Genomic DNA, 18,420 nt, shown 5'->3' on the forward strand with positions numbered 1-18,420 from the left:
GACGCCCGCCTGGGACCACCGAACCGTTCGATCTGTCCCAGAAGGGAAATCGCGTTGACAGCTGCTGCTGAAATCGCCCAGGAGTCTCTGCTGTGGACCCATGAAGCCCTCGGACTGCGCGCCGTCGCAGACTCCGCCGGGTCCGTCAGACTGACCGACGCCGATCACCACTGGGACTCCCTCGTCCCCGTCGTCGAGGTCGTCCTCACCGGACACGGACGCACCTGGTCCGGAGAACGCTTCATCGACACGACCGTCGGCAACCGCCTGGTGCTCCGCGACCACGACACCGTCGAAGACGGACAGTGGCGGCACACCACGATCCGGCTGACCGACCCGCAGACCCGTCTCGCCGCCGACGTCACCCTCAGCACCGTCCCCGGCTCGGGTTTCCTGCGCTCGCAGGTACGTCTGGTCAACGAGGGCGACTCCCCCCTGCATCTGGAGAGCGTGTCCACCCTCACCCTCGGCGGCATCGTCGACCGGGCGGCCGGTCTCGACGGCCTGACCCTGCACTGGGCGGACAACGACTGGCTCGCCGAGTGCCGCTGGCGCCAAGCCGCCTTCCGGGACCAGGTCGTCCCGTTGAACCGGGCCGCCCACGGCCACGAGGGCCGCGGCTGCTTCGAGCGGTACTCGCAGGGCTCCTGGTCGACCGGCCGGCACCTGCCCCTCGCCGCCCTCACCGACGGCGGTGAGGGCGCCTGGCTGTGGCAGATCGAGTCGAGCGCGGGCTGGCGCTACGAGACCGGCGAGCGCGAGGGCGCCGCCTACATCGCGCTGTTCGGACCCGACGACGCCCACCACCAGTGGCGTCAGACCCTGGCTCCCGGCCAGGAGTTCACCACGGTGCCCGCCGTCCTCGTCCGCGCCAGGACCGGTGGACTCGACGGCGCGTTCGGCGAGCTCACCGCCTACCGCCGCCGCATCCGCCGCGACCACCCCGACCACCGCGCCCTGCCGGTGATCTACAACGACTACATGAACACCCTGATGGGCGACCCCACCACCGACAAGCTCCTGCCGCTCATCGAGGCGGCCGGTGCCGCCGGGGCGGAGGTCTTCGTCATCGACGCCGGATGGTACGACGACGACGCCCAGGGCTGGTGGGACGCCGTGGGCGCCTGGGAACCCGCCGGGCGCCGCTTTCCGGGCGGCATCCAGGAAGTGCTGGACGCCATCAGACAGCACGGCATGACGCCCGGGCTGTGGCTGGAACCCGAGGTCGTCGGCGTACGCAGTCCGCTGGCCGACACCCTGCCGCCCGAGGCGTTCTTCCGCCGGGGCGGGGTCCGGATCACCGAGCACGGCCGCCACCACCTGGACCTGCGCCACCCCGCCGCCCGCGCCCACCTCGACCAGGTCGTCGACCGGATCGTGGGCGAATGGGGCGTGGGCTACCTGAAGCTCGACTACAACATCAACATCGGCCCCGGGACCGAGAACGATACCGAAAGCGCCGGTGCGGGTCTGCTCGGGCACCACCGCGCCCACCTGGACTGGCTCGCCTCGCTCCTGGACCGCCATCCCGACCTGGTACTGGAGAACTGCGGATCAGGTGGCCTGCGTATGGACTACGCGCAACTCGCCGTCACCCAGCTGCAGTCCACCAGCGACCAGCAGGACCCGCTGCGCTACCCGCCCATCGCAGCCGCCGCGACCACCGCGGTCACGCCCGAACAGGCAGCCGTCTGGGCCTACCCCCAGCCCCACTTCGATCTCGACGAGATCGCGTTCACGATGACCACCGCCCTGCTGGGCCGCGTGCACCTCTCCGGCTTCCTGGACCGCATGGACGACGCACAGTCGGCACTCGTCCGCTCGGGCGTCGACGTCTACAAGCGCATCCGGTCCGAGATCAACGACGCGCTTCCCCTCTGGCCCCTGGGTCTGCCGTCATGGGACGACGAGTGGCTGGCCCACGGACTGCGCACCGACTCCGCGACCTACCTCGCACTGTGGCGACGGGAACCCACCCCCTCGGGCACCGAAGCCCTGGAGAACGCCGGCAGCAGGACCCTCCGGCTCCCCCACCTCACCGGCACTCCCCCGCGCGTCGAGCTCCTCTACCCGACCGACGCAGGCGCCACAGCAATCTGGGATGCGGCCACGGCGCACCTCACCGTTGCCCTGCCACGCCCCAACACGGCCGTGCTGGTCCGACTCGGCACCACCGGTGGAGAACGCAGCTGACACCGGAACTGACACAGGGTGCAACGCGCCGAGCGATGTGGTCTCACGAGCACCGGGGGCGAGCCGTCCACTGTCGACTGGACAGTGGACAGGCTCAATTAACGTCTGCCGGGGTGAACATGACCGAGCCCCGCGCCACCCCGTCGACCCTCACGGTGTCGATGCCGACAGCGGTACGGGGGGTGCGGAGACAGCGGACGGGCCGCCGGCCGGAATGACGGTGGTCGTGACCGTCGCGATGACCGACGTCCTGCCAAGGCCCCAGTCGTAGGCAAGTGACGGGCTCGTCGAACGTGCCGGGGCCGTTCCTCCACCAGCGTCTCCCGCAAGACCCCCTGGACGCCGTCGGCAAAGGCACCGGATCCAAGCGTAACCAAGCCGAAGGCCTCGATGTCCGGCTGGGCGCGCCGGACGAATTCGCTGCCCCCATTGGTGACTTCCCCGAGTAGGCCCCGCCCGTCACGCGCGTCTGCTGGCGATTCCGCCGAGGGAGGCGCTCGCAAGTGTCGAGACGCTCGGGGAGTTGTAGTGAACACGGCGCGCCGCCCGTGGGGGGCGGTGCGCCACGGTGGCGTGTGCGGAGGACGTACGGCACCGCAGAAACCGCTCGACGCAGCCCGCTTTATTCGGTTGCCGCTCCCCGTGTCCGTCCCGCAGCATGGGCGCGACATCGGGAGCTGCCCGGTGCTCCACGAGAGGAGGCACGACCGTGAATACGACTGTCCTCGGCCTGCCCGCAGACCGCTTCCCTCTCATCTCATGGAGCACCTCCAGCGATGTCTCACGACGATCTCCCGCAGTACCCGCAGTTCCCGCTGCACCCGACATCTCCTGACGCTTTCCTCGCCGCCCCCCAGAGCCACGTCCCGCCACGCGACGAACTGGGCGACATCGACGATCGGTTCGTCTTCGACTTCCGTTCCTACGACGAGCCCGGGGACGGCCGGCGCTGGTCGACCTGGCTCAGTGTCGAACCCCTCTGCCGAGGCCCCGAGCCGCTCCCGGACTGGGTGGTGACCTCGCAGGGCGCGATCGACACCGAACTCGGCGTCCTCAAGACCGGCAAGGAAGCCGACGTCCACCTCATCGAGCGCGCCGACCCGCTCGAGCCCGCCGGCGCCGTCGTCATGGCGGCCAAGCGTTACCGCTCTTCCGAGCACCGGACCTTCCACCGCGCCGCGTCCTACACCGAGGGGCGCTCGATGAAACGCTCACGTGACGAGCGGGCCGTCAAGCGGAAGAGCACCTTCGGCCGACAGGTCGCGGCCGGCGAGTGGGCCGTGTCCGAGTGGGGTGCGCTGGTGCGACTCTGGAACCTCGGGCTGCCGGTTCCCTACCCGGTCCAGATCGACGGCACCGAGATCCTGATGGAGTGGATCACCGTCGTCGACGAGGACGGCGCCCTCGCAACCGCGCCCCGGCTCGCCCAGACCCGACCCTCACCCGAGCTGCTGGCCGCGTACTTCGAGCAGCTCACCGACGCGCTCGCGACGATGGTGCAGAACGGCGTCGTGCACGGCGACCTATCGGCGTACAACATCCTGGCAGCCGGCGAGCGGCTGGTCGTCATCGACCTGCCACAGATCGTCGACCTGGTCGGCAACCTCAACGGGATGACCTTCCTCCAACGCGACTGCGCCAACATCTGCGGCTGGTTCCGCTCGCGGGGCCTCGATGCCGACGAGCACGCGCTGTTCGCGGAGCTGATGGCGCACGCCTTCTGAACCGGGTGGCGGAGGGGCTCGGTTGGGCGTGAGTGGGTTCCGATCTTTGCGCTGGCAGGGCCCGTATGGGTGAGGGCAGGTGGTGCAGGTGCCGGTCCGGCAATTCATGAAATCGCGGAGAGATTGCAGGACTCGCCCCGCCAAAGGCGAGCTGTGCTTGACCCCGACTTGCGCCTCCCGGCCAACCCGGAAAACGGCAACCTGGCGTGCTGCCCGAGTACGGGCTGGACGTGCCTCCGGCCAACTTCCGTTCCTCCTCACCGCCCTGACGGCGGGAGACCTTCCCACCGCATGGAAGACGGCCGGTCCGCGATCTACTTCTCGGCGCGTGCGACCGCTTCCGCGAGGAAGGCGGCGACCTCGTCGGTGTGCGAGAGGTGCGGGGAGTGCGTGCCCGCACGGAACACGCAGACTATGGGCCGCGCGCCGGCCCACTGCTCCGGCACCTCGGGCGGCAGGGCAGGATCCTCGGTGGCCACGACGTACGTCAGCGGCACGTCGGTCGCCGCGGCGCCCAGCGTCTCGGTGAAGGCGCGCATGCCCTGCCAGTTGAGGCGCTTGACGGCCTCGGCGGTCAGGACGGGGTCGACACCGCTGATGATGGACTCCTCCGCGTCACCCGCCTTGACGGCGAGCCCGTCGGCAGAGTGGATCCAGTTGGGGTGCGGCTCTTCTGCAGTGAGCATTGTGTATCTGGAAAACGGCTGGTCATCGGGGCTGGTGTCGGTGGATGGTCGTCTCCTCGGCTGGTCGCGGGCGGGTGCCTGTGGTGATGCTTGTCTGTCAGGCCGATGAGTAATGCCGCCACGCCAGGTCTACACGCAGTGAAACCGGTTCTGGAGGAAGACCACAGGAGGTCGAAGTGTCTAGATCAGTACTCGATATGTCGGTGTCACTCGACGGGTACATCGCCGACACCGACGATTTCCTCGGCGGCGACGATGGCGAGCGGCTGCATAAGTGGGCCGACGCTGACGGGGAGTCCGGCCAGCCATCCGGGCCGGCTGTGCAATTCCAGGACGAATGGAATGCGGCCGGTGCGGTGCTCGCGGGCCGGCGGACTGCCGAGCTCATGGATCACTGGGGTGGTGATCACGGCGGTCTCCCGATCTTTGTGCCCAGCCACCGCCCGCCCGGGCCTGCCGCTCGCTGGGGTTATCCACTGGTGACGTACGTGACCGATGGGATCGAGAGCGCGATGGCACAGGCCAAGGCTGCAGCCGAAGGCAGAGACGTGCAGGTGCGTGGCGCGTACACGGCGCAGCGGGCGCTCGAGGCCGGGGTGTTGGATGAGGTGCAGATACATCAGATCCCGGTGCTTCTCGGGCGTGGCCATCGGCTGTTCGATGTGTTGCCGTCAGAGATCGAGTTGGAGATCGTCCGGGTGATCGACACGCCGCAGGCCACCCACATCCGCTACCGCGTCCGTCGCTGAGCGCACGGGCAGGCGATCTTGAGCGTGGGGAATCGCCCGTAACGAGCACGAGTACGCGATCAACGATCCACACCAACCCCGTGACCAGCATCTTCAAGTTGCACAAGTTTCGGTGAAGTGAGCTGGTGATGCCGTGCGCCGTTGCCGTTCGTGGTCGGAGGGCGGATCGTCGTGTCCCAGGACGCGGTCTTGGAGGCGGCGATGGTGTCGTGGTGGGAGGAACTCGATCGGCGGGAGGCTGCCACGCGGGAGCAGATTTGAGGAACTGCCGGAGCAGATCGCAGAGCTGACCGGGCGTCTGGAGGATCAGGAGGCGGTCCTGTCGCGGTTGGAGATCACCCGCGAGACGATGACGGAGATCCTCTCGGGTGACGGGTCGGTTCAGGAGCCCGAGCTGCAGGTGCGGCCGCAGACCACCACGGCGTCGGCTGCCACGGCGGCGAAAAGGGGCGGAGCGTCCCGCCGAGGAGGGTCCGCTGGGGGGTGCGGCTGGTGCCGCAATGGACGCCCGATCTGACGGGGGGCGTGTTGCCGCGCGTCTACCAGGAAATCGTCGAGGTGCTCAGCGATGTGGTGCTTCCGATGCGGGCGCATCACCTCAGTGCCGCATTGGGCCTGTCGACGGACAAGAGCAAGGTCGAAGGCTTTGGGTCGAAGCTGAAACGCCTGGTCGAGCGAGGGTGGTTGACCGATGGCGAGCCGGGACTGTTCGCCGCGCGGGATGCGGCAGCCGCCCGTGCGCCGAAGCGGGAGCGGCCCCCTGCCGGAGCGGGTCGCGCCGGTGTGGGGCCGGGCTCTCGCCGGGTGAACAGGCTGCCCATCGCCCTCGTTCGCGTATCCGAACGTTTCAGGATCTCGCCCTGGGGCCCGACTCCAGTACGGGCCCCGTACGTGGTGGCCACACAGCGCGACGGCTCCCGGGCACAGCAATGGGCGTTCCAGGCTGCAGTCCGCAGGACGACGCCAAACTGCCCCACACAGCAGCTGGTTGCAGAGTGCCCTCGCCGCCCGGGCGTCGCCGGAAGCGGGGAAGGCGCCCGGGCGGTGAGGGCTGCTCGGTTCTGGTCACGAACAGGCAGTGGCCGCCCGCGCCGTTGTTCCGCGCGGGCGGCCACCTGTCACTCCGGCGTGAGCCTCACAGGGCGGTGAAGGTCCACATCAGGTTGGTGTTGCCGTCATACGTCCACTGCTTGGTGAAGGAACCGGAGGCGACGTTGCCGCCCCCGTCGAGCACCAGACCCGTGGTGCGGTTAGCGATCGAGTAACGGCCGTCGCCCCGGTCGGCGATCAGGGTGCCTGACGAGCGCGGCGGCGCCGTTCGCCGCGTCACCCCAGCCATCGGCGACCATGCCGTTGGCGATGTTGACCAGCTTGTAGTAGCCGTCACCGAGCTCGACCGCCCGCCACTGGAGGTTGGGGCTGCCGTCCCAGGCCCACTGCTTGAGGTTCGAGCCCGAGGTGACATCGCCGCCGCTGTCCAGGGCGAGTCCGTCCGTGACGTTGGTGATCCGGAAGGAGGCGGAGGAACTGAACTGTATCGACTGCGCAAGAAGACCGAACCGCCGACGCCGCCCGACAAAGAGCCCCCGACGCCGAGACCAGACGCGATCTGCCGCCCCACCCCCGACTCACGTGGTCAACATTTTCCCTCCCTCCGAACAGGCCGCGCCTAGGCAATCCTCGCAGGCCTGAGCTGGGCACTCCGCTCGACGGGGACCCCGGGCCGTCGCCAACTGCCGGATTCGGAGCATGAATTCCGTGCGCCCACCTCTTGACGCCCACGTTGTGACCGCTCACAATCCATGCATGCATGTGACCGGTCACAAAGATGCGACAGGCCTCTCCGACGTGAACGACGGGATCCCGGAGCGGACCCAGGCGGCCACCGAGGCGCCGGGCTCCAGCCGCGACGCGCTCGTCCCGGCATTGGTCGGCGGTCTGATCCGGTCCGTGCCAGTCCGCTCGCCCGACATCGCCCTCCACGGTTGCGTAGCCACCCTGCGAGGCGCCGTGGCCACACTCGGCGGCAAGGGGCGGCGACAGCCCCTGCGAGCGCCAGGGGCGTCGTCTCATTCGCCGCCTGGCAGGAGCCCAGACGCGCCGCCCGGCAGGAGCCGGGACGCGCAGACCGCCAGCAAACTCCCAAGGAAGCCGTACGTCAGCGCGGTCCTGAGCGACACCACCGGTGCCGGCGACCACCTCGCAGCCGACACCATCGGTATCCCGCCGCCTGCTTCACCCCCGACGGAGGGGACGAGGACACCCTGCCGCTCGACCCCACTCGGGTCACCGGCGCCCAGCAGTACCTCGACCACCGGCAGCTGATCTTCGCCTGTGCGCGATGACGAGCCCTCCCACATGCTCGTCTTCGTCACCGCCCAGGGCCGTAGCGTCTCCGGCATCACCAGCGACACCGTCAAGTACCCCCGGCCCACGCCGGATCCACCCAGCCCCGCACGCCTCCCGCAACGCCGCGGGAGGAGGAGGACCGTCATGCCTCGTACAACCAGCAGATCCGGACGCTTCCGCACCCTCGTGGGCGTGGGCGTCGTCGCCGCAGCCCTCACGGGCACGGCTCTGACCATCCCTGCCGCGCAAGCGGCGACACCCCAGCTGACAGTGGACCTCGGCCGGACCACCGGCGCCGTCATGCACGGTGCCAACGGGACCCTCTACGGTCTCAGCGACGACGGCGTCCCCGGCGACAGTCTGCTCGACCCACTGCACATGACCTCGATCGTGCAGAAGGCGCCCGACGGCCTGCAGCACCCCAACGGCGACGCGTTGACGGTCAAGCCCGCCTACGATCGCGCCGGCGGCGGCGACGTCCAGATCTACATGCAGGACTACTACTCCCAGTGGCCCTACGAGAACCTCGGCCTGGCCGACTACCTGGCCAAGGTCGACACCATGGTCCGCAAGGTCGCCGCCCGCCCCGACGCGGACGACTTCGTGTGGGTGCCGTTCAACGAGCCCGACGGCATCTGGTACCAGGGCCTGGGCAGCTCCGACACCGCCACGTATACCGGCGCGCGTGACAGGTTCGAGAGCGACTGGGCCACCGTCTACAAGAAGATCCGCTCGATCATCCCGAACGCCCGGATCGCCGGCCCCAACGAGACCCACTACGACGCCCGTCTCATGGCCGACTTCTACCCCTGGGCGAAGGCCAACAACGTCCTGCCGGACGTCACCACCTGGCACGAGCTGGACCCCAGCTCCCTCGCCAACTTCGAGTCCAACCTCGCCGCCTACCGGGCCATCGAGAAGAACGCCGGCATCTCCGCGCGACCGGTCAGCATCAACGAGTACGCCAACCGGCGCGACCAGTCCGTCCCCGGGCAGATGGTCCAGTGGCTGTCGATGTTCGAACGCAACAAGGTCTACGCCGACCAGGCGTACTGGAACATCGCGGGCAACCTCAACGACAACGCCGTCCAGACCAACATCCCCAACGGCAGCTGGTGGCTGCTCCGTTGGTACGCGGGACTGACCGGCAAGACCGTCGAGACGACCCCGCCGCAGGCCAACACCATCGACACACTGCAGGGCATCGGGTCACTGGACACACGCCGCAAGCAGGCCCAGGTCCTGCTCGGCGGCACCTCCGGCTCCGTCGACACCGTGCTCCGGCACATACCCGCCTCCTTCGGACACAAGGTCGACGTGACCGTGGAGCGCGTCGGATGGAGCGGCTACGAGGGCGCCGCCGCCGCACCGAGCGTCGTCTCCCGCGCCACCCTCACCGTCGGCAAGGACCACGGGGTCACCGTGCCGCTGACCGGCCTGGACCCCATGGCCGCCTACCGCGTCACCGTCAACCCGGCCGGACACGGCACGTCCACCGCGGCGAGCCTGCCCTGGTCGGCGTCGTACGAGGCCGAGAACGCCGCGATCACCGCGGGCACGGTCTACTCCCAGGGCTCGCGCTCCAACCCCTACGGCTTCGCGACCTCCGGCACCAAGGACGTCGGCAGCCTCAACCAGCCGAACAGCAAGGTCGCCTTCAGTGTCACCGTCCCGAAGACGGGCACGTACGACCTGGACGTCTTCTACGGCAACCAGTCCGGCACCCCCTCCACCCAGACCCTCACGGTGGACGGCGGCTCCCCGGTGACCCTCACCTACGGGTCCACCCTGAACTGGACCTACCGCTCCATCGTGCGCACCCCGGTCACCCTGTCCGCCGGCACCCACACCCTGGCCCTGGCCAAGGGCACCAGCGAGGTCACCCTCGACAAGATCGACCTCACCGCGTCGGAAACACCGCAGGCCGTCTACCCGGCGACGTACGCCGACATCACCGGCTCGCCGTCGTACGACTACTCCACCTCGGGCGTCAGCGGCGCCGGCACCCTGGTGCTGCGGAAGAACGACAAGGCCGTCTTCGACGTCAGCGCACCGGCCGACGGGTACTACACGGTGCGGGCCGACTACACCGGCCGCGGCACCCTGAGCCTAGACGGCGCCACCGCCGCCACGCTGACACCGGTCAGGGGGAAGGACACGGGTAAGACCCTGAGGCTGTACCTGTCGGCGGGCAACAATCGCATCACCGCGGCCGCGCAGGGCTCCAACTCGCTCTCCCTGCGCGACCTGCGCGTCACCGGTGCGCCGAGCACGGAGGGCGTGACCGCCTACGAGGCCGAGGACGGCACCCTCGCCGGCAGCGCGGCTGTCGCGAGCAACTCCTGGACCTCGGACGGCAAGTACGTCGGCAACATCGGCAACGGCTCCGGCAACACCCTCACCCTGCCCGTGAAGACCGCCAAGGCCGGGCGGTACGTGATGAGCGTCCGTTACGCCAACAACCAGGTCTCGGGCTCCGGGAACTACAACACCAACGTCGTCTCGCGGGCGGCCGACATCACCGTCAACGGCACCACGCAGACGGTCATGTTCCGCAACACCTACAGCTGGTCGAACTACTGGTACCTGCCGGTTCCGGTCACTCTCAAGGCCGGCACCAACACCGTCACCTTCGCCAACTCCTCGGCGTACGCGCCGGACATCGACCGGATCACGGTCGCACCGCTGAACGGCTGACGCCGCCTCCGGCCGGGGCCCTCACCGGGCCCCGGCCGGAGCCGACAACCCGGCTTTGGAGCACGTGTCGAGGGCTGCGATGCGTTCGGGCAGGAACAGGCCGTTCTTGCGCATGGAGCGCTGCCCCCCCGCGCAGCATCGAGCGAAAGCTTCTCATCGCCCGCGACTACGTCACCCGCCACGTTCTCCGGAGAGGGTTTGCGGGGCGCGTCGCTTCTCGGCGAGCCACCTCCCCGATCCACACGGCCCCAGGTGTGATTCGTTGACCGATGAGGGGAGGGGCTATTGATAGTCGAACGGCATAAGTGAACCGGCGAATTGCTCTGCCCGCGGTTGATGAGAGCGAGAACTTCCTCGATCTCCTCCTTCGGTGCCTTCTCGTGCGCCGGGGTCGACGGCCACCAGATCCCGGACTTCTTCCGGCCATCGCATCTCATGCAAAACGATCACGTCGTCACGTAACCGCAGCAAACCTGAGCGGTCGCGCCCGACTATGACCGCATCCCGGCTCGGAACGAAGCATCCCGGGGCCCCAGGTTTCCGCCGGTCTACCCGTGCCAGCTGTTACGCGCCGTGCACGCCGGATGGCCCCGGCCGGGCGAACCGGCCGGGGCCACATCCCGTGGCATCTCGAGCCCGCAGATGCGGGATGCGGGTCAGGGGTGGTGATGACGCCCGCCCGGGACGCGTCGCCGATGAAGCGGCTGTGGTCGTTGCGCAGCGTGGCGGTGTCGGAGTAGCTGTCCCGCACCTAGTCGCGGCGGTCCATGTACTGGTCGCCGTCGTTGTCGCGGCCTTGACCGGTGTAGATGCGGACCATGGCGTGACCCTCCAAGCAGTATGCGAGCACCTGGTCCGGGCCCACTGACCGCTCAGTCCGTCAGTGGTGTGCAGTGCACGTTGTTCGCTCCGCCGCTCTGGCCGGAGATCCGTCCCCAGTAGCTCACGCAGTGCCCGGGGTGACCGATGTACACCGGGCCGGCGTAGGTCGTGTAGTCACCGTCATCGAACTCGGGGTCGACGTCCTGGGCGTCCGTGAGCCCTGCCAGCATGGACACGGCGGTGCCGGGACGGGCGCGCACGGTGACCACACAGTCTTGTCCGGTCGAGGGGTTGTACGTCAGGTAGACCGTGCCCGCCGTACCGACCGCCGCCGAGTCGACCACCGTGTAGCCCGCCCCACAGACACCGTTGTACTTCGCCAAGGGCGTCGCCGCCCCTGCCTGCGGAGCGACGGCCCCCATGGCGCCGACCACGGCGGCTGCGACCGCTCCGACCGCTGCGACACGCTGAATGATGTTCATGTGAATCCCCCGTTTCGTCGACTGCTCCAACAGCTCGTCGACCTCGAAGGGTCTGACCCGCGTCACCCGACCAGCGTTGTAGACCACCGCCACCGGTTACCGAACCCGGACACGGAATGAACGGGTCCGTGGCCGTTCCTCCTCAGAGACACTGACAAAGAGCCCGACCTCTTCTTCGCCATCCCGCGGGAAGTACCCGCAGCAGACCCGGCGGACGCGACTGCGAGCGCTGCCAGCCCTACGCGGCCCCCAACGCCGCGACCACCCGCTCGTAGGGGGCGACGCTGGTGTCGATCGTCAGCTGCACGCCACCGGCCACCCACTCCGATGCCGCGCGGCGTGCAGCACCGCAACTTGAACCCGCTCGCCGCTACAGCTTCTCCGCCTCGGTCCCGGCCGCCGGCGCCCTGCGCCCTGCGCCCGCTGATCGACGCGGACGCGTTCGAGCTGGACGTGGACCACAAAAGGCACGGGCTGAACCACGTCGAGTGACGCGGGCATATCAGGTGGCCGGGTGCTCGAAAATCACAAGCCCCGGTACAGGAGTTGATGTCGGACTGCCAGGCATGACCCACTAAGGCGCGATTGATGCGGCCGACCTGGCCGCCTGCTCGATCTTCGCGCAGTAGGCTGCACGGGCTTCCTCATCGAGCTGCTGTTCGTTTTCTGCACGTACCCCGGTCCGGCCGTCGAGGCCCTCGCGCAGGATATCGGCGTGGCCGGCATGCCGGATGGACTCGCCGAGTACATGGACCATGATGGCGAACAAGTGCGTGTTGGGATACGGCTCCGGCCACCACGGCACGTGGCCGGGGGCATCGAGGGGAAGCTCGACGATCGTGGCGTCCGAGTGTTCCCACGTGCGCCGGTAGAACCCGATGATCTGATCGCGGGTCTCGTCCTCGGTCGCCCACTGATCGCTGCCGTCGGAGTCCTGCCACCGGGACAGCGATTCCGGGGAAGGGCGGTCGAAGACCTCGCCGAAGTACCTGGCCTCGACGGTGGCCACGTGTTTGACCAGGCCGAGGAGGTTGGTCCCGGTCGCCGTCAGAGGTCTGCGGGCGTCGTATTCGGACAAGCCGTCGAGTTTCCAGAGCAGCGCTTCGCGGTCCCGCCGCAGCCTCCCGTGCAGGGTGTCCTTCGCGAATTCATCGATCATGCGGCATGAATCTTCCATGGGCTGTTCGTGGTCTCAAGACCCTGTACGTGGTCCGCAACGGCGTCTGTCAGAGAGACGTGGGGGCCGGGGTGGCGTGGGCCAGGTGAGAATCCAGCCGGCGGTAAGCACCGCCGCGCCTCCGGCCAGAGCACGCCGCCTGTTCCGATGCCTGCGGCCACCGAGCCGAAGCAGGCCGGCCCAACGCCCTGCAGGGTCATGCTGCCGGATCCGCCTCGTACGCGCACCGCTCCCGCTCCCCCTCGGGGGTGAACCGACCGCAGAAGTCCTGAACGACCACCATGAACCCGCGCCGGGCAGCCGCCACCGCATCGAGCATGAAGCGGGCTCAGCGGCACCGGGCCACGGCCCCGGGCCGCCGAGTCGCTGGACAGCCTCGCAGGACGGTGCCACTACGCATCTGTGCCGGAACGGCGACCTCGATCTGCGTCTCCGCCATGCACTGCTCTCAGGTCAGTGGTCCGGGGTGTCAGGCCACCGCGTGCAGCAGGTCGGCCAGTACGTCGGGCCGTTCCAGGGCGACGAAGTGGCCTGCGCTGGGGACCTGTGTGAAGTCGGCGGCCGGCAGCAGCTGCTTGTTGGCCTGGCGGTCCGAGGGGCGGGACCAGTCCTTCTCGCCGTAGACGAGGTGGATGGGCGCCTTGACCTCGGGGTAGCGCGAGCGGGCCGCTATGAGGGTGGGCAGGTTCTGGTACACGCCCCGGGCGACGGTCGGGTAGCCGGGGCGGCGGCCGACCTGCAGGAGTTCGTCCACGTAGTCGTCCCGTAGCGCGCTCTTGTCGCCGAGGCCGCCCTGGAGGATCTTGCGGAGGGCAGGTTTGGGCTCGACCCCGGCGATCACCGGGCCCACCCCCGGGGCGAGAACTCCGCTGACGACGGTACGGGCAAGGAGGCTGGACCGGGCGATGCCGCCGCGGAAGTCGTAGGTGTTGACCGCGACGACGCGCCGGACCCGCTCCGGGAGATCGGCCGCGGTGGTCAGGGCGAGCACCGCCCCCATGGACTCCCCCGCCAACGTCACGTCGTGCAGGTCGAGTTCGGTGAGGAGCCGCTTGACGCCCGCGCGCATGGCCGGCTCGTCGTACGACGCCCCGGGCACGATCTCGGAGTAGCCCATCCCCGGCAGATCGAGCGCGTACACGGTGTACCGGTCCGCGATCAGCGGGATGAGGTGACGGAAGTGCTCGGCCTGGGTGCGCACGGTGTGCAGCAGGACCAGGGGGGCGCCGGTGCCCGCCTTGAGGTAGCGCAGGCTTCCCTCGCGGCCGTCGTGTCCCGCGCGTGGGGCGATGGTGTGGCTGGCGGTCCCCTGAATGTGAATCGTGGGACGTGGCTCGTGGACGGGCATCTCGCCGACTCCTCGTATGGGTGGCTACTTGACCAACTGGGGGTACAGCCCGGCCAGGTCGCCGGCCAAACCGGCCTTGACCTGCCGCGAGATGTCGTCGGCGAGGACTTCGTGGGCGCCGGTCTCGATGCCGTCGAGGGCGAGTGCGGCGACGTCACGGGGGTCCGACTTGGGTGCGTCGACGCCTGCGGTCAGGTCTGTGTCGACGTAGCCGACGTGCAGTCCGGTGACGGCGATGCCACGCGGCTGAAGCTCCAGGCGCAGGGAGTTGGTCTGCGACCACAGGGCGGCCTTGGAGGCGCTGTAGGAGCCGCCGAGCGCGATCCAGGAGAGCGCGGAGTGCACGTTGAGGATGTGGCCGCCGCCGTTGCGCTCGATGACCGGCACGAACGCCCGGGCGGCCAGCAGCGGGCCGTAGAAGTTGGTCTCGAACTCACGGCGTACGTCGTCGACCGGGGAGTCGAGGAAGGACGCGCCGACCGAGGCGCCGGCGTTGTTGATCAGCACGGTGACGTCCTGCGCCTGTGCGGCGGCGGCCGCCACGGAGGCGGGGTCGGTGACCTCCAACGCCACCGGGACCGCGTCGGGGTGTGTCACGCTGCGCGGGTCGCGGGCCGTGGCGTAGACCTTGCCGGCACCGCGCGCGTACAGCTCCTCCACCAGCGCCTTGCCTATACCGCGGCTGCCGCCGGTGACGAAGACGTTCGCGCCCTTCAAAGCAGTCATGACTCTCTCCAGACAATGAGAAACCGATCGGTTTCCACCAAGGTAAACCGATGGGTTTCCGAGCGCAAGCCCGGCAAGGTTTTCTGCAACCAGATCACCCTCACCAAGCGGGCAACCCTCTGCACCCTGCCCCCCTGCGCACTGTTCGAGCCGGCGGCCAGGCCGCCGCGCCGCCCGACCCAGGCGGATTCCGGCTCGTCAGCGATGCCGTCGGCCGCCACGCCGTCCCCTTGATGGCGAACGGCCGCAGCGGCGGGCCAGCGGCATTCGCGGCCGACAGGGGAGCAAGGCCGGCTTGTAGCGCCGCACCCACGCCGGGAGGCCGATGACCTAAAGGGCGGTCGCCACGACTTCCGTGCTGTCGTCGTCCTGGTTGTCGCGCGGCTCCCGCATCGAAGCAGAGCACGTTGCACAGGTGGCCGTCCTGGAAGATCCGAACCAGGGGCCCTGAAGGGCGCGCTCAGCGACAGAAGGTTCCTCGCGATGACCTTCAGCGGCAGCAGCGCCGAGCAACGGCAGCAGCACCGCGCTGAACGCGCCCGGGTACCGCCACGGATCGCCGACTCGCCCGGACAGCCGTGCCGCGACGTCGAACGACCAGTCACGCGCCACCGGCTTGCGCGGGCTTCGGCTCCGCTGGGTCACTCCCGGCCGCAGGCGACCCGCACTTGCACCACGGAAACCGATCTGTTTATCTAAGTGGAAACAGATCGGTTTCCGACCTGTGTTCGGCCGATGCCCAGCAAAGCAAGGGGAAACGTGAGCACCACCTTCGACCGTGGGGCGCCTGCCTCCGGGACAACAGACTCGGGCCGCCGCGGCTCACATGCCGTGCGCTGGTGGGTGCTCGTCGTGCTGGGCACGGCGCAGCTCATGGTCACGCTCGATGCGACCGTCGTGAACATCGCGCTGCCCGCGGCGCAACATGACCTCGGTTTCAGCGACGGCAGCCGACAGTGGGTCATCACGGGTTACGCCCTGGCGTTCGGCAGCCTGCTGCTGCTCGGCGGCCGGCTCGGCGACCTGTTCGGCCGGCGCACCACCTTCGTGACCGGCCTGATCGGTTTCGCGGCCGCATCCGTCCTCGGCGGTGCGGCCAACAGCTTCGCCATCCTCGTCACAGCACGTGTGGCCCAGGGGCTGTTCGCCGCGCTGCTCGCGCCCGCGGCCCTCTCGCTGCTCAGCGTGACCTTCACAGACCCGGCCGAAAGGCCGAAGGCGTTCGGCATCTTCAGTGCGCTGGCCGGTGCGGGCGGAGCGATCGGGCTGCTGCTCGGCGGCATGCTCACCGAATGGGCGTCGTGGCGCTGGGTGATGTACGTGAACGTCATCTTCGCGGCTGTCGCACTGGTCGGTGCGGTGCTGCTGCTCGCCAAACCTGCGGTCACCGAGCGACCCAAACTCGACATCCCGGGCACGATCGTGGTGAGCGCGGCGCTGTTCGGCATCGTCTACGGATTCGCGCACGTCGAGTCCACCAGCTGGACCAATCCGGTCGCCCTCGGCTCCATGATCGTCGGTGTGGTGCTGCTCGCGGTATTCGTATGGCTGGAGTTCAGGGTGGCGCATCCGCTGCTGCCGCTGCGACTCGTGCTGGACCGGACCCGTGGCGGTTCGTTCCTGGCGGTGTTCGTCATCGGCATGGGGATGTTCTCGATCTTCTTGTTCCTGACCTACTACCTGGAGGCCAGCATCGGCTACTCGCCGATCAAGACCGGCCTGGCGTTCCTGCCGATGGTCGCGGGCATCGTCGCCGCGTCGACCACGGCACCTTCGCTGCTGCTGCCCAGGGTCGGCCCCAAGATCGTGGTCAGCGCCAGCTTCCTGGTCGCCGCGGCCGGTATGGCCCTGCTGACCCAGCTCGAGCTGGACAGCACGTACGCCGCCCACATCATGCCCGGTCTGATCCTGCTGGGTCTCGGCCTCGGTGGCGTGATGACCACCGCGTTCCAGGGTGCGACCGCAGGCATCCATCACGAGGATTCGGGCGTCGCCTCCGCACTGATCAACACCGGCCAGCAGGTGGGTGGCTCCATCAGCACCGCACTGCTGACCACCGTCGCCTCATCGGCCACGACCGACTACCTGTCCTCGCACAAGCCGGGCGCACTGGCCGTGGCGCAGGCCGGGGTCGAGGGCTACACGGCCACCCTGGCGTGGGGCGCAGGGTTCTTCGTGGTCGGCGCCGCCCTTTCGGCCCTTCTGATTCCGAATACGCCGCTGGCGCCGTCGGAGGGCGAGCCTGTGATCGCCCACTGAGCCTGAACCCACCGTGGTGAGAGATGCCTTGCGTCCACCTCTGCCGGCGCGTTCCGTCTTCATCAAAGCGATCACCGCCGGCAGAGGGCCCCACGTTGTGGGCTGAATACGCGAGGCCGATGGGCATACCGGCCATGGGGGCACCGAGCGCAGTAAGGGCAGTGGCAGGCGAGCGACGCCGGGCGCGGCGAACGCGGCAGGGAGGGTGAGCGCACCGATCCTGGAGACCGCATGGGCGGTGCCGACGTTCGGTCGCCACCCCCATCAAGGCGCCGCCCTGCTTCTGCCGCTTCCTCGCAGGGTTCGAGCCTGCGACAGATCACCAGCGGTATCCGCTCGACCCTCTCCTGCGGCGCCCGAGTGAGGGCCGCGTTCTTCCGTTCCGCAGGGATGCGGTGCAGCCGGCGCGCCCCGCCGGCTGCACCGCATCCCCGCGGTAACGAAGCCCGAAAAGACTGAGCACTGTAAACCGATCGGTTTTCAGCAGACCAGAATCGAGTTAACCTCGCGAGATGACCACCCAAGCAAAGTCAAGCTCCCGAGAGCGACTGCTCGAGGCAGTGGCCGCACTCACCTACCGGGACGGCGTCAACATCGGCGTCGACGCGCTGTGCAAGGCCGCGGGGGTGTCGAAGCGCTCCATGTACCAGCTGTTCGAGAGCAAAGGCGAACTGCTGGCGGCGAGCCTGGAGGAACGCTCTTCCGCCTATGTGACGGCGCTCCTTCCCGCGGCGGACGACAACCGTCCACCCCGCGAGCGGATCCTGCACGTGTTCGAACAGGCGGAATCGCAGGCGGGTGCAGCCGACTTCCAGGGCTGCCGATACCTCATCGCGCAGATCGAGCTCAAAGACCCGAGCCACCCCGCGAGCCGGGTCGCCCGCCAGGTCAAGGAGAACCTGACAGCCTTCTTCCGCACCGAGGCCGAACGGGGCGGGGCGATCGACCCGGGCCTGCTGGCCCGGCAGCTGATCCTGGTCTTCGATGGCGCCAGCGCCCGTGCGGGAATCAAAGCCGACACACGAACAGGGCTCCTCGCTCCCACCGTGGCCGCCCTGCTCGATGCGGCGGACGTGCGCTGAGCGGAGGCGACGCCCGAGAAGGCCGCCGTCCCGGCGTACTGGCGGGTCACCCGTGCCGTTACTCGCAGTGGCCCCCGGCGTGCGCCGCCGCGCCGGGGACGACAGGCGCGTCAACCTCGCGGTACG

The 18,420-nt window shown here is 68.9% G+C and carries 12 protein-coding genes and 2 pseudogenes; 6 read left to right on the forward strand and 8 right to left on the reverse strand.

What is annotated here, in order from left to right:
- Positions 1-54 precede the first annotated feature (54 nt).
- Both ABZT02_RS36575 and ABZT02_RS36580 read left to right on the forward strand, forming a co-directional pair.
- Positions 55-2,193, forward strand: a complete 2,139-nt coding sequence (locus ABZT02_RS36575; RefSeq protein ID WP_356025495.1) for a glycoside hydrolase family 36 protein — start codon at positions 55-57, stop codon at positions 2,191-2,193.
- 776 nt (positions 2,194-2,969) lie between these two features.
- Complete coding sequence (locus tag ABZT02_RS36580; RefSeq protein ID WP_356025498.1) at positions 2,970-3,917, forward strand: RIO1 family regulatory kinase/ATPase; 948 nt, start codon at positions 2,970-2,972, stop codon at positions 3,915-3,917.
- Positions 3,918-4,231: 314 nt separating this feature from the next.
- On the opposite strand, the gene ABZT02_RS36585 is transcribed toward ABZT02_RS36580, so the two are convergent.
- A complete protein-coding gene (locus ABZT02_RS36585; protein ID WP_356025648.1) occupies positions 4,232-4,717 on the reverse strand; it encodes an alpha/beta fold hydrolase in 486 nt (161 codons plus the stop codon).
- 62 nt (positions 4,718-4,779) lie between these two features.
- Between ABZT02_RS36585 and ABZT02_RS36590 the strand changes: the two genes are divergently transcribed.
- Positions 4,780-5,352 (forward strand): dihydrofolate reductase family protein, encoded by a 573-nt coding sequence (locus ABZT02_RS36590; RefSeq protein WP_356025500.1) that lies wholly within the window; start codon positions 4,780-4,782, stop codon positions 5,350-5,352.
- 1,135 nt (positions 5,353-6,487) lie between these two features.
- Here ABZT02_RS36590 and ABZT02_RS36595 read toward each other — a convergent pair.
- Positions 6,488-6,890, reverse strand: a pseudogene (locus tag ABZT02_RS36595) (RICIN domain-containing protein); the annotation flags it as partial.
- A gap of 955 nt (positions 6,891-7,845) precedes the next feature.
- Between ABZT02_RS36595 and ABZT02_RS36600 the strand changes: the two are divergent.
- On the forward strand, positions 7,846-10,398 hold the full coding sequence (locus ABZT02_RS36600) for a CBM35 domain-containing protein (protein ID WP_356025503.1): 2,553 nt from the start codon (positions 7,846-7,848) through the stop codon (positions 10,396-10,398).
- Positions 10,399-11,270: 872 nt separating this feature from the next.
- On the opposite strand, the gene ABZT02_RS36605 is transcribed toward ABZT02_RS36600, so the two are convergent.
- The 6 genes and pseudogenes from ABZT02_RS36605 to ABZT02_RS36630 all read right to left on the reverse strand — a co-directional run bounded on the left by ABZT02_RS36605 (position 11,271) and on the right by ABZT02_RS36630 (position 15,174).
- Complete coding sequence (locus tag ABZT02_RS36605) at positions 11,271-11,702, reverse strand: spore-associated protein (RefSeq protein WP_356025650.1); 432 nt, start codon at positions 11,700-11,702, stop codon at positions 11,271-11,273.
- A gap of 574 nt (positions 11,703-12,276) precedes the next feature.
- Positions 12,277-12,861: a DinB family protein gene (locus ABZT02_RS36610; RefSeq protein WP_356025505.1), complete on the reverse strand. Its 585-nt coding sequence runs from the start codon at positions 12,859-12,861 to the stop codon at positions 12,277-12,279.
- Positions 12,862-12,894: 33 nt separating this feature from the next.
- Positions 12,895-13,091, reverse strand: a pseudogene (locus tag ABZT02_RS36615) (hypothetical protein); the annotation flags it as partial.
- Positions 13,092-13,348: 257 nt separating this feature from the next.
- Positions 13,349-14,227 carry an alpha/beta hydrolase gene (locus ABZT02_RS36620; protein WP_356025507.1) on the reverse strand — a complete coding sequence of 293 codons (879 nt, stop codon included), beginning with the start codon at positions 14,225-14,227 and terminating at the stop codon, positions 13,349-13,351.
- A 24-nt stretch (positions 14,228-14,251) separates the two neighbouring features.
- Positions 14,252-14,953, reverse strand: coding sequence for an SDR family oxidoreductase (locus tag ABZT02_RS36625; protein ID WP_356025511.1), 702 nt, complete (start codon positions 14,951-14,953; stop codon positions 14,252-14,254).
- Complete coding sequence (locus ABZT02_RS36630; protein WP_356025513.1) at positions 14,950-15,174, reverse strand: hypothetical protein; 225 nt, start codon at positions 15,172-15,174, stop codon at positions 14,950-14,952. Before ABZT02_RS36630 ends, ABZT02_RS36625 begins: the two co-directional genes overlap by 4 nt.
- A gap of 622 nt (positions 15,175-15,796) precedes the next feature.
- Between ABZT02_RS36630 and ABZT02_RS36635 the strand changes: the two genes are divergently transcribed.
- Together ABZT02_RS36635 and ABZT02_RS36640 are read left to right on the forward strand one after the other, a co-directional pair.
- Positions 15,797-17,212, forward strand: a complete 1,416-nt coding sequence (locus ABZT02_RS36635; protein ID WP_356025516.1) for an MFS transporter — start codon at positions 15,797-15,799, stop codon at positions 17,210-17,212.
- 512 nt (positions 17,213-17,724) lie between these two features.
- Positions 17,725-18,294 (forward strand): TetR/AcrR family transcriptional regulator, encoded by a 570-nt coding sequence (locus ABZT02_RS36640; RefSeq protein WP_356025518.1) that lies wholly within the window; start codon positions 17,725-17,727, stop codon positions 18,292-18,294.
- Positions 18,295-18,420 lie beyond the last annotated feature (126 nt).

Source organism: Streptomyces sp. NPDC005402, from assembly GCF_040606575.1.
Classification (GTDB): domain Bacteria; phylum Actinomycetota; class Actinomycetes; order Streptomycetales; family Streptomycetaceae; genus Streptomyces.

Bases quoted from the DNA above. Each gene is read 5' to 3' on its own strand.
- ABZT02_RS36580 (WP_356025498.1), top strand. From the start codon at position 2,970: ATGTCTCACGACGATCTCCCGCAGTACCCGCAGTTCCCGCTGCACCCG.
- ABZT02_RS36600 (WP_356025503.1), top strand. From the start codon at position 7,846: ATGCCTCGTACAACCAGCAGATCCGGACGCTTCCGCACCCTCGTGGGC.
- ABZT02_RS36605 (WP_356025650.1), bottom strand. From the start codon at position 11,702: ATGAACATCATTCAGCGTGTCGCAGCGGTCGGAGCGGTCGCAGCCGCC.
- ABZT02_RS36610 (WP_356025505.1), bottom strand. From the start codon at position 12,861: ATGATCGATGAATTCGCGAAGGACACCCTGCACGGGAGGCTGCGGCGG.
- ABZT02_RS36620 (WP_356025507.1), bottom strand. From the start codon at position 14,227: ATGCCCGTCCACGAGCCACGTCCCACGATTCACATTCAGGGGACCGCC.
- ABZT02_RS36625 (WP_356025511.1), bottom strand. From the start codon at position 14,953: ATGACTGCTTTGAAGGGCGCGAACGTCTTCGTCACCGGCGGCAGCCGC.
- ABZT02_RS36640 (WP_356025518.1), top strand. From the start codon at position 17,725: ATGACCACCCAAGCAAAGTCAAGCTCCCGAGAGCGACTGCTCGAGGCA.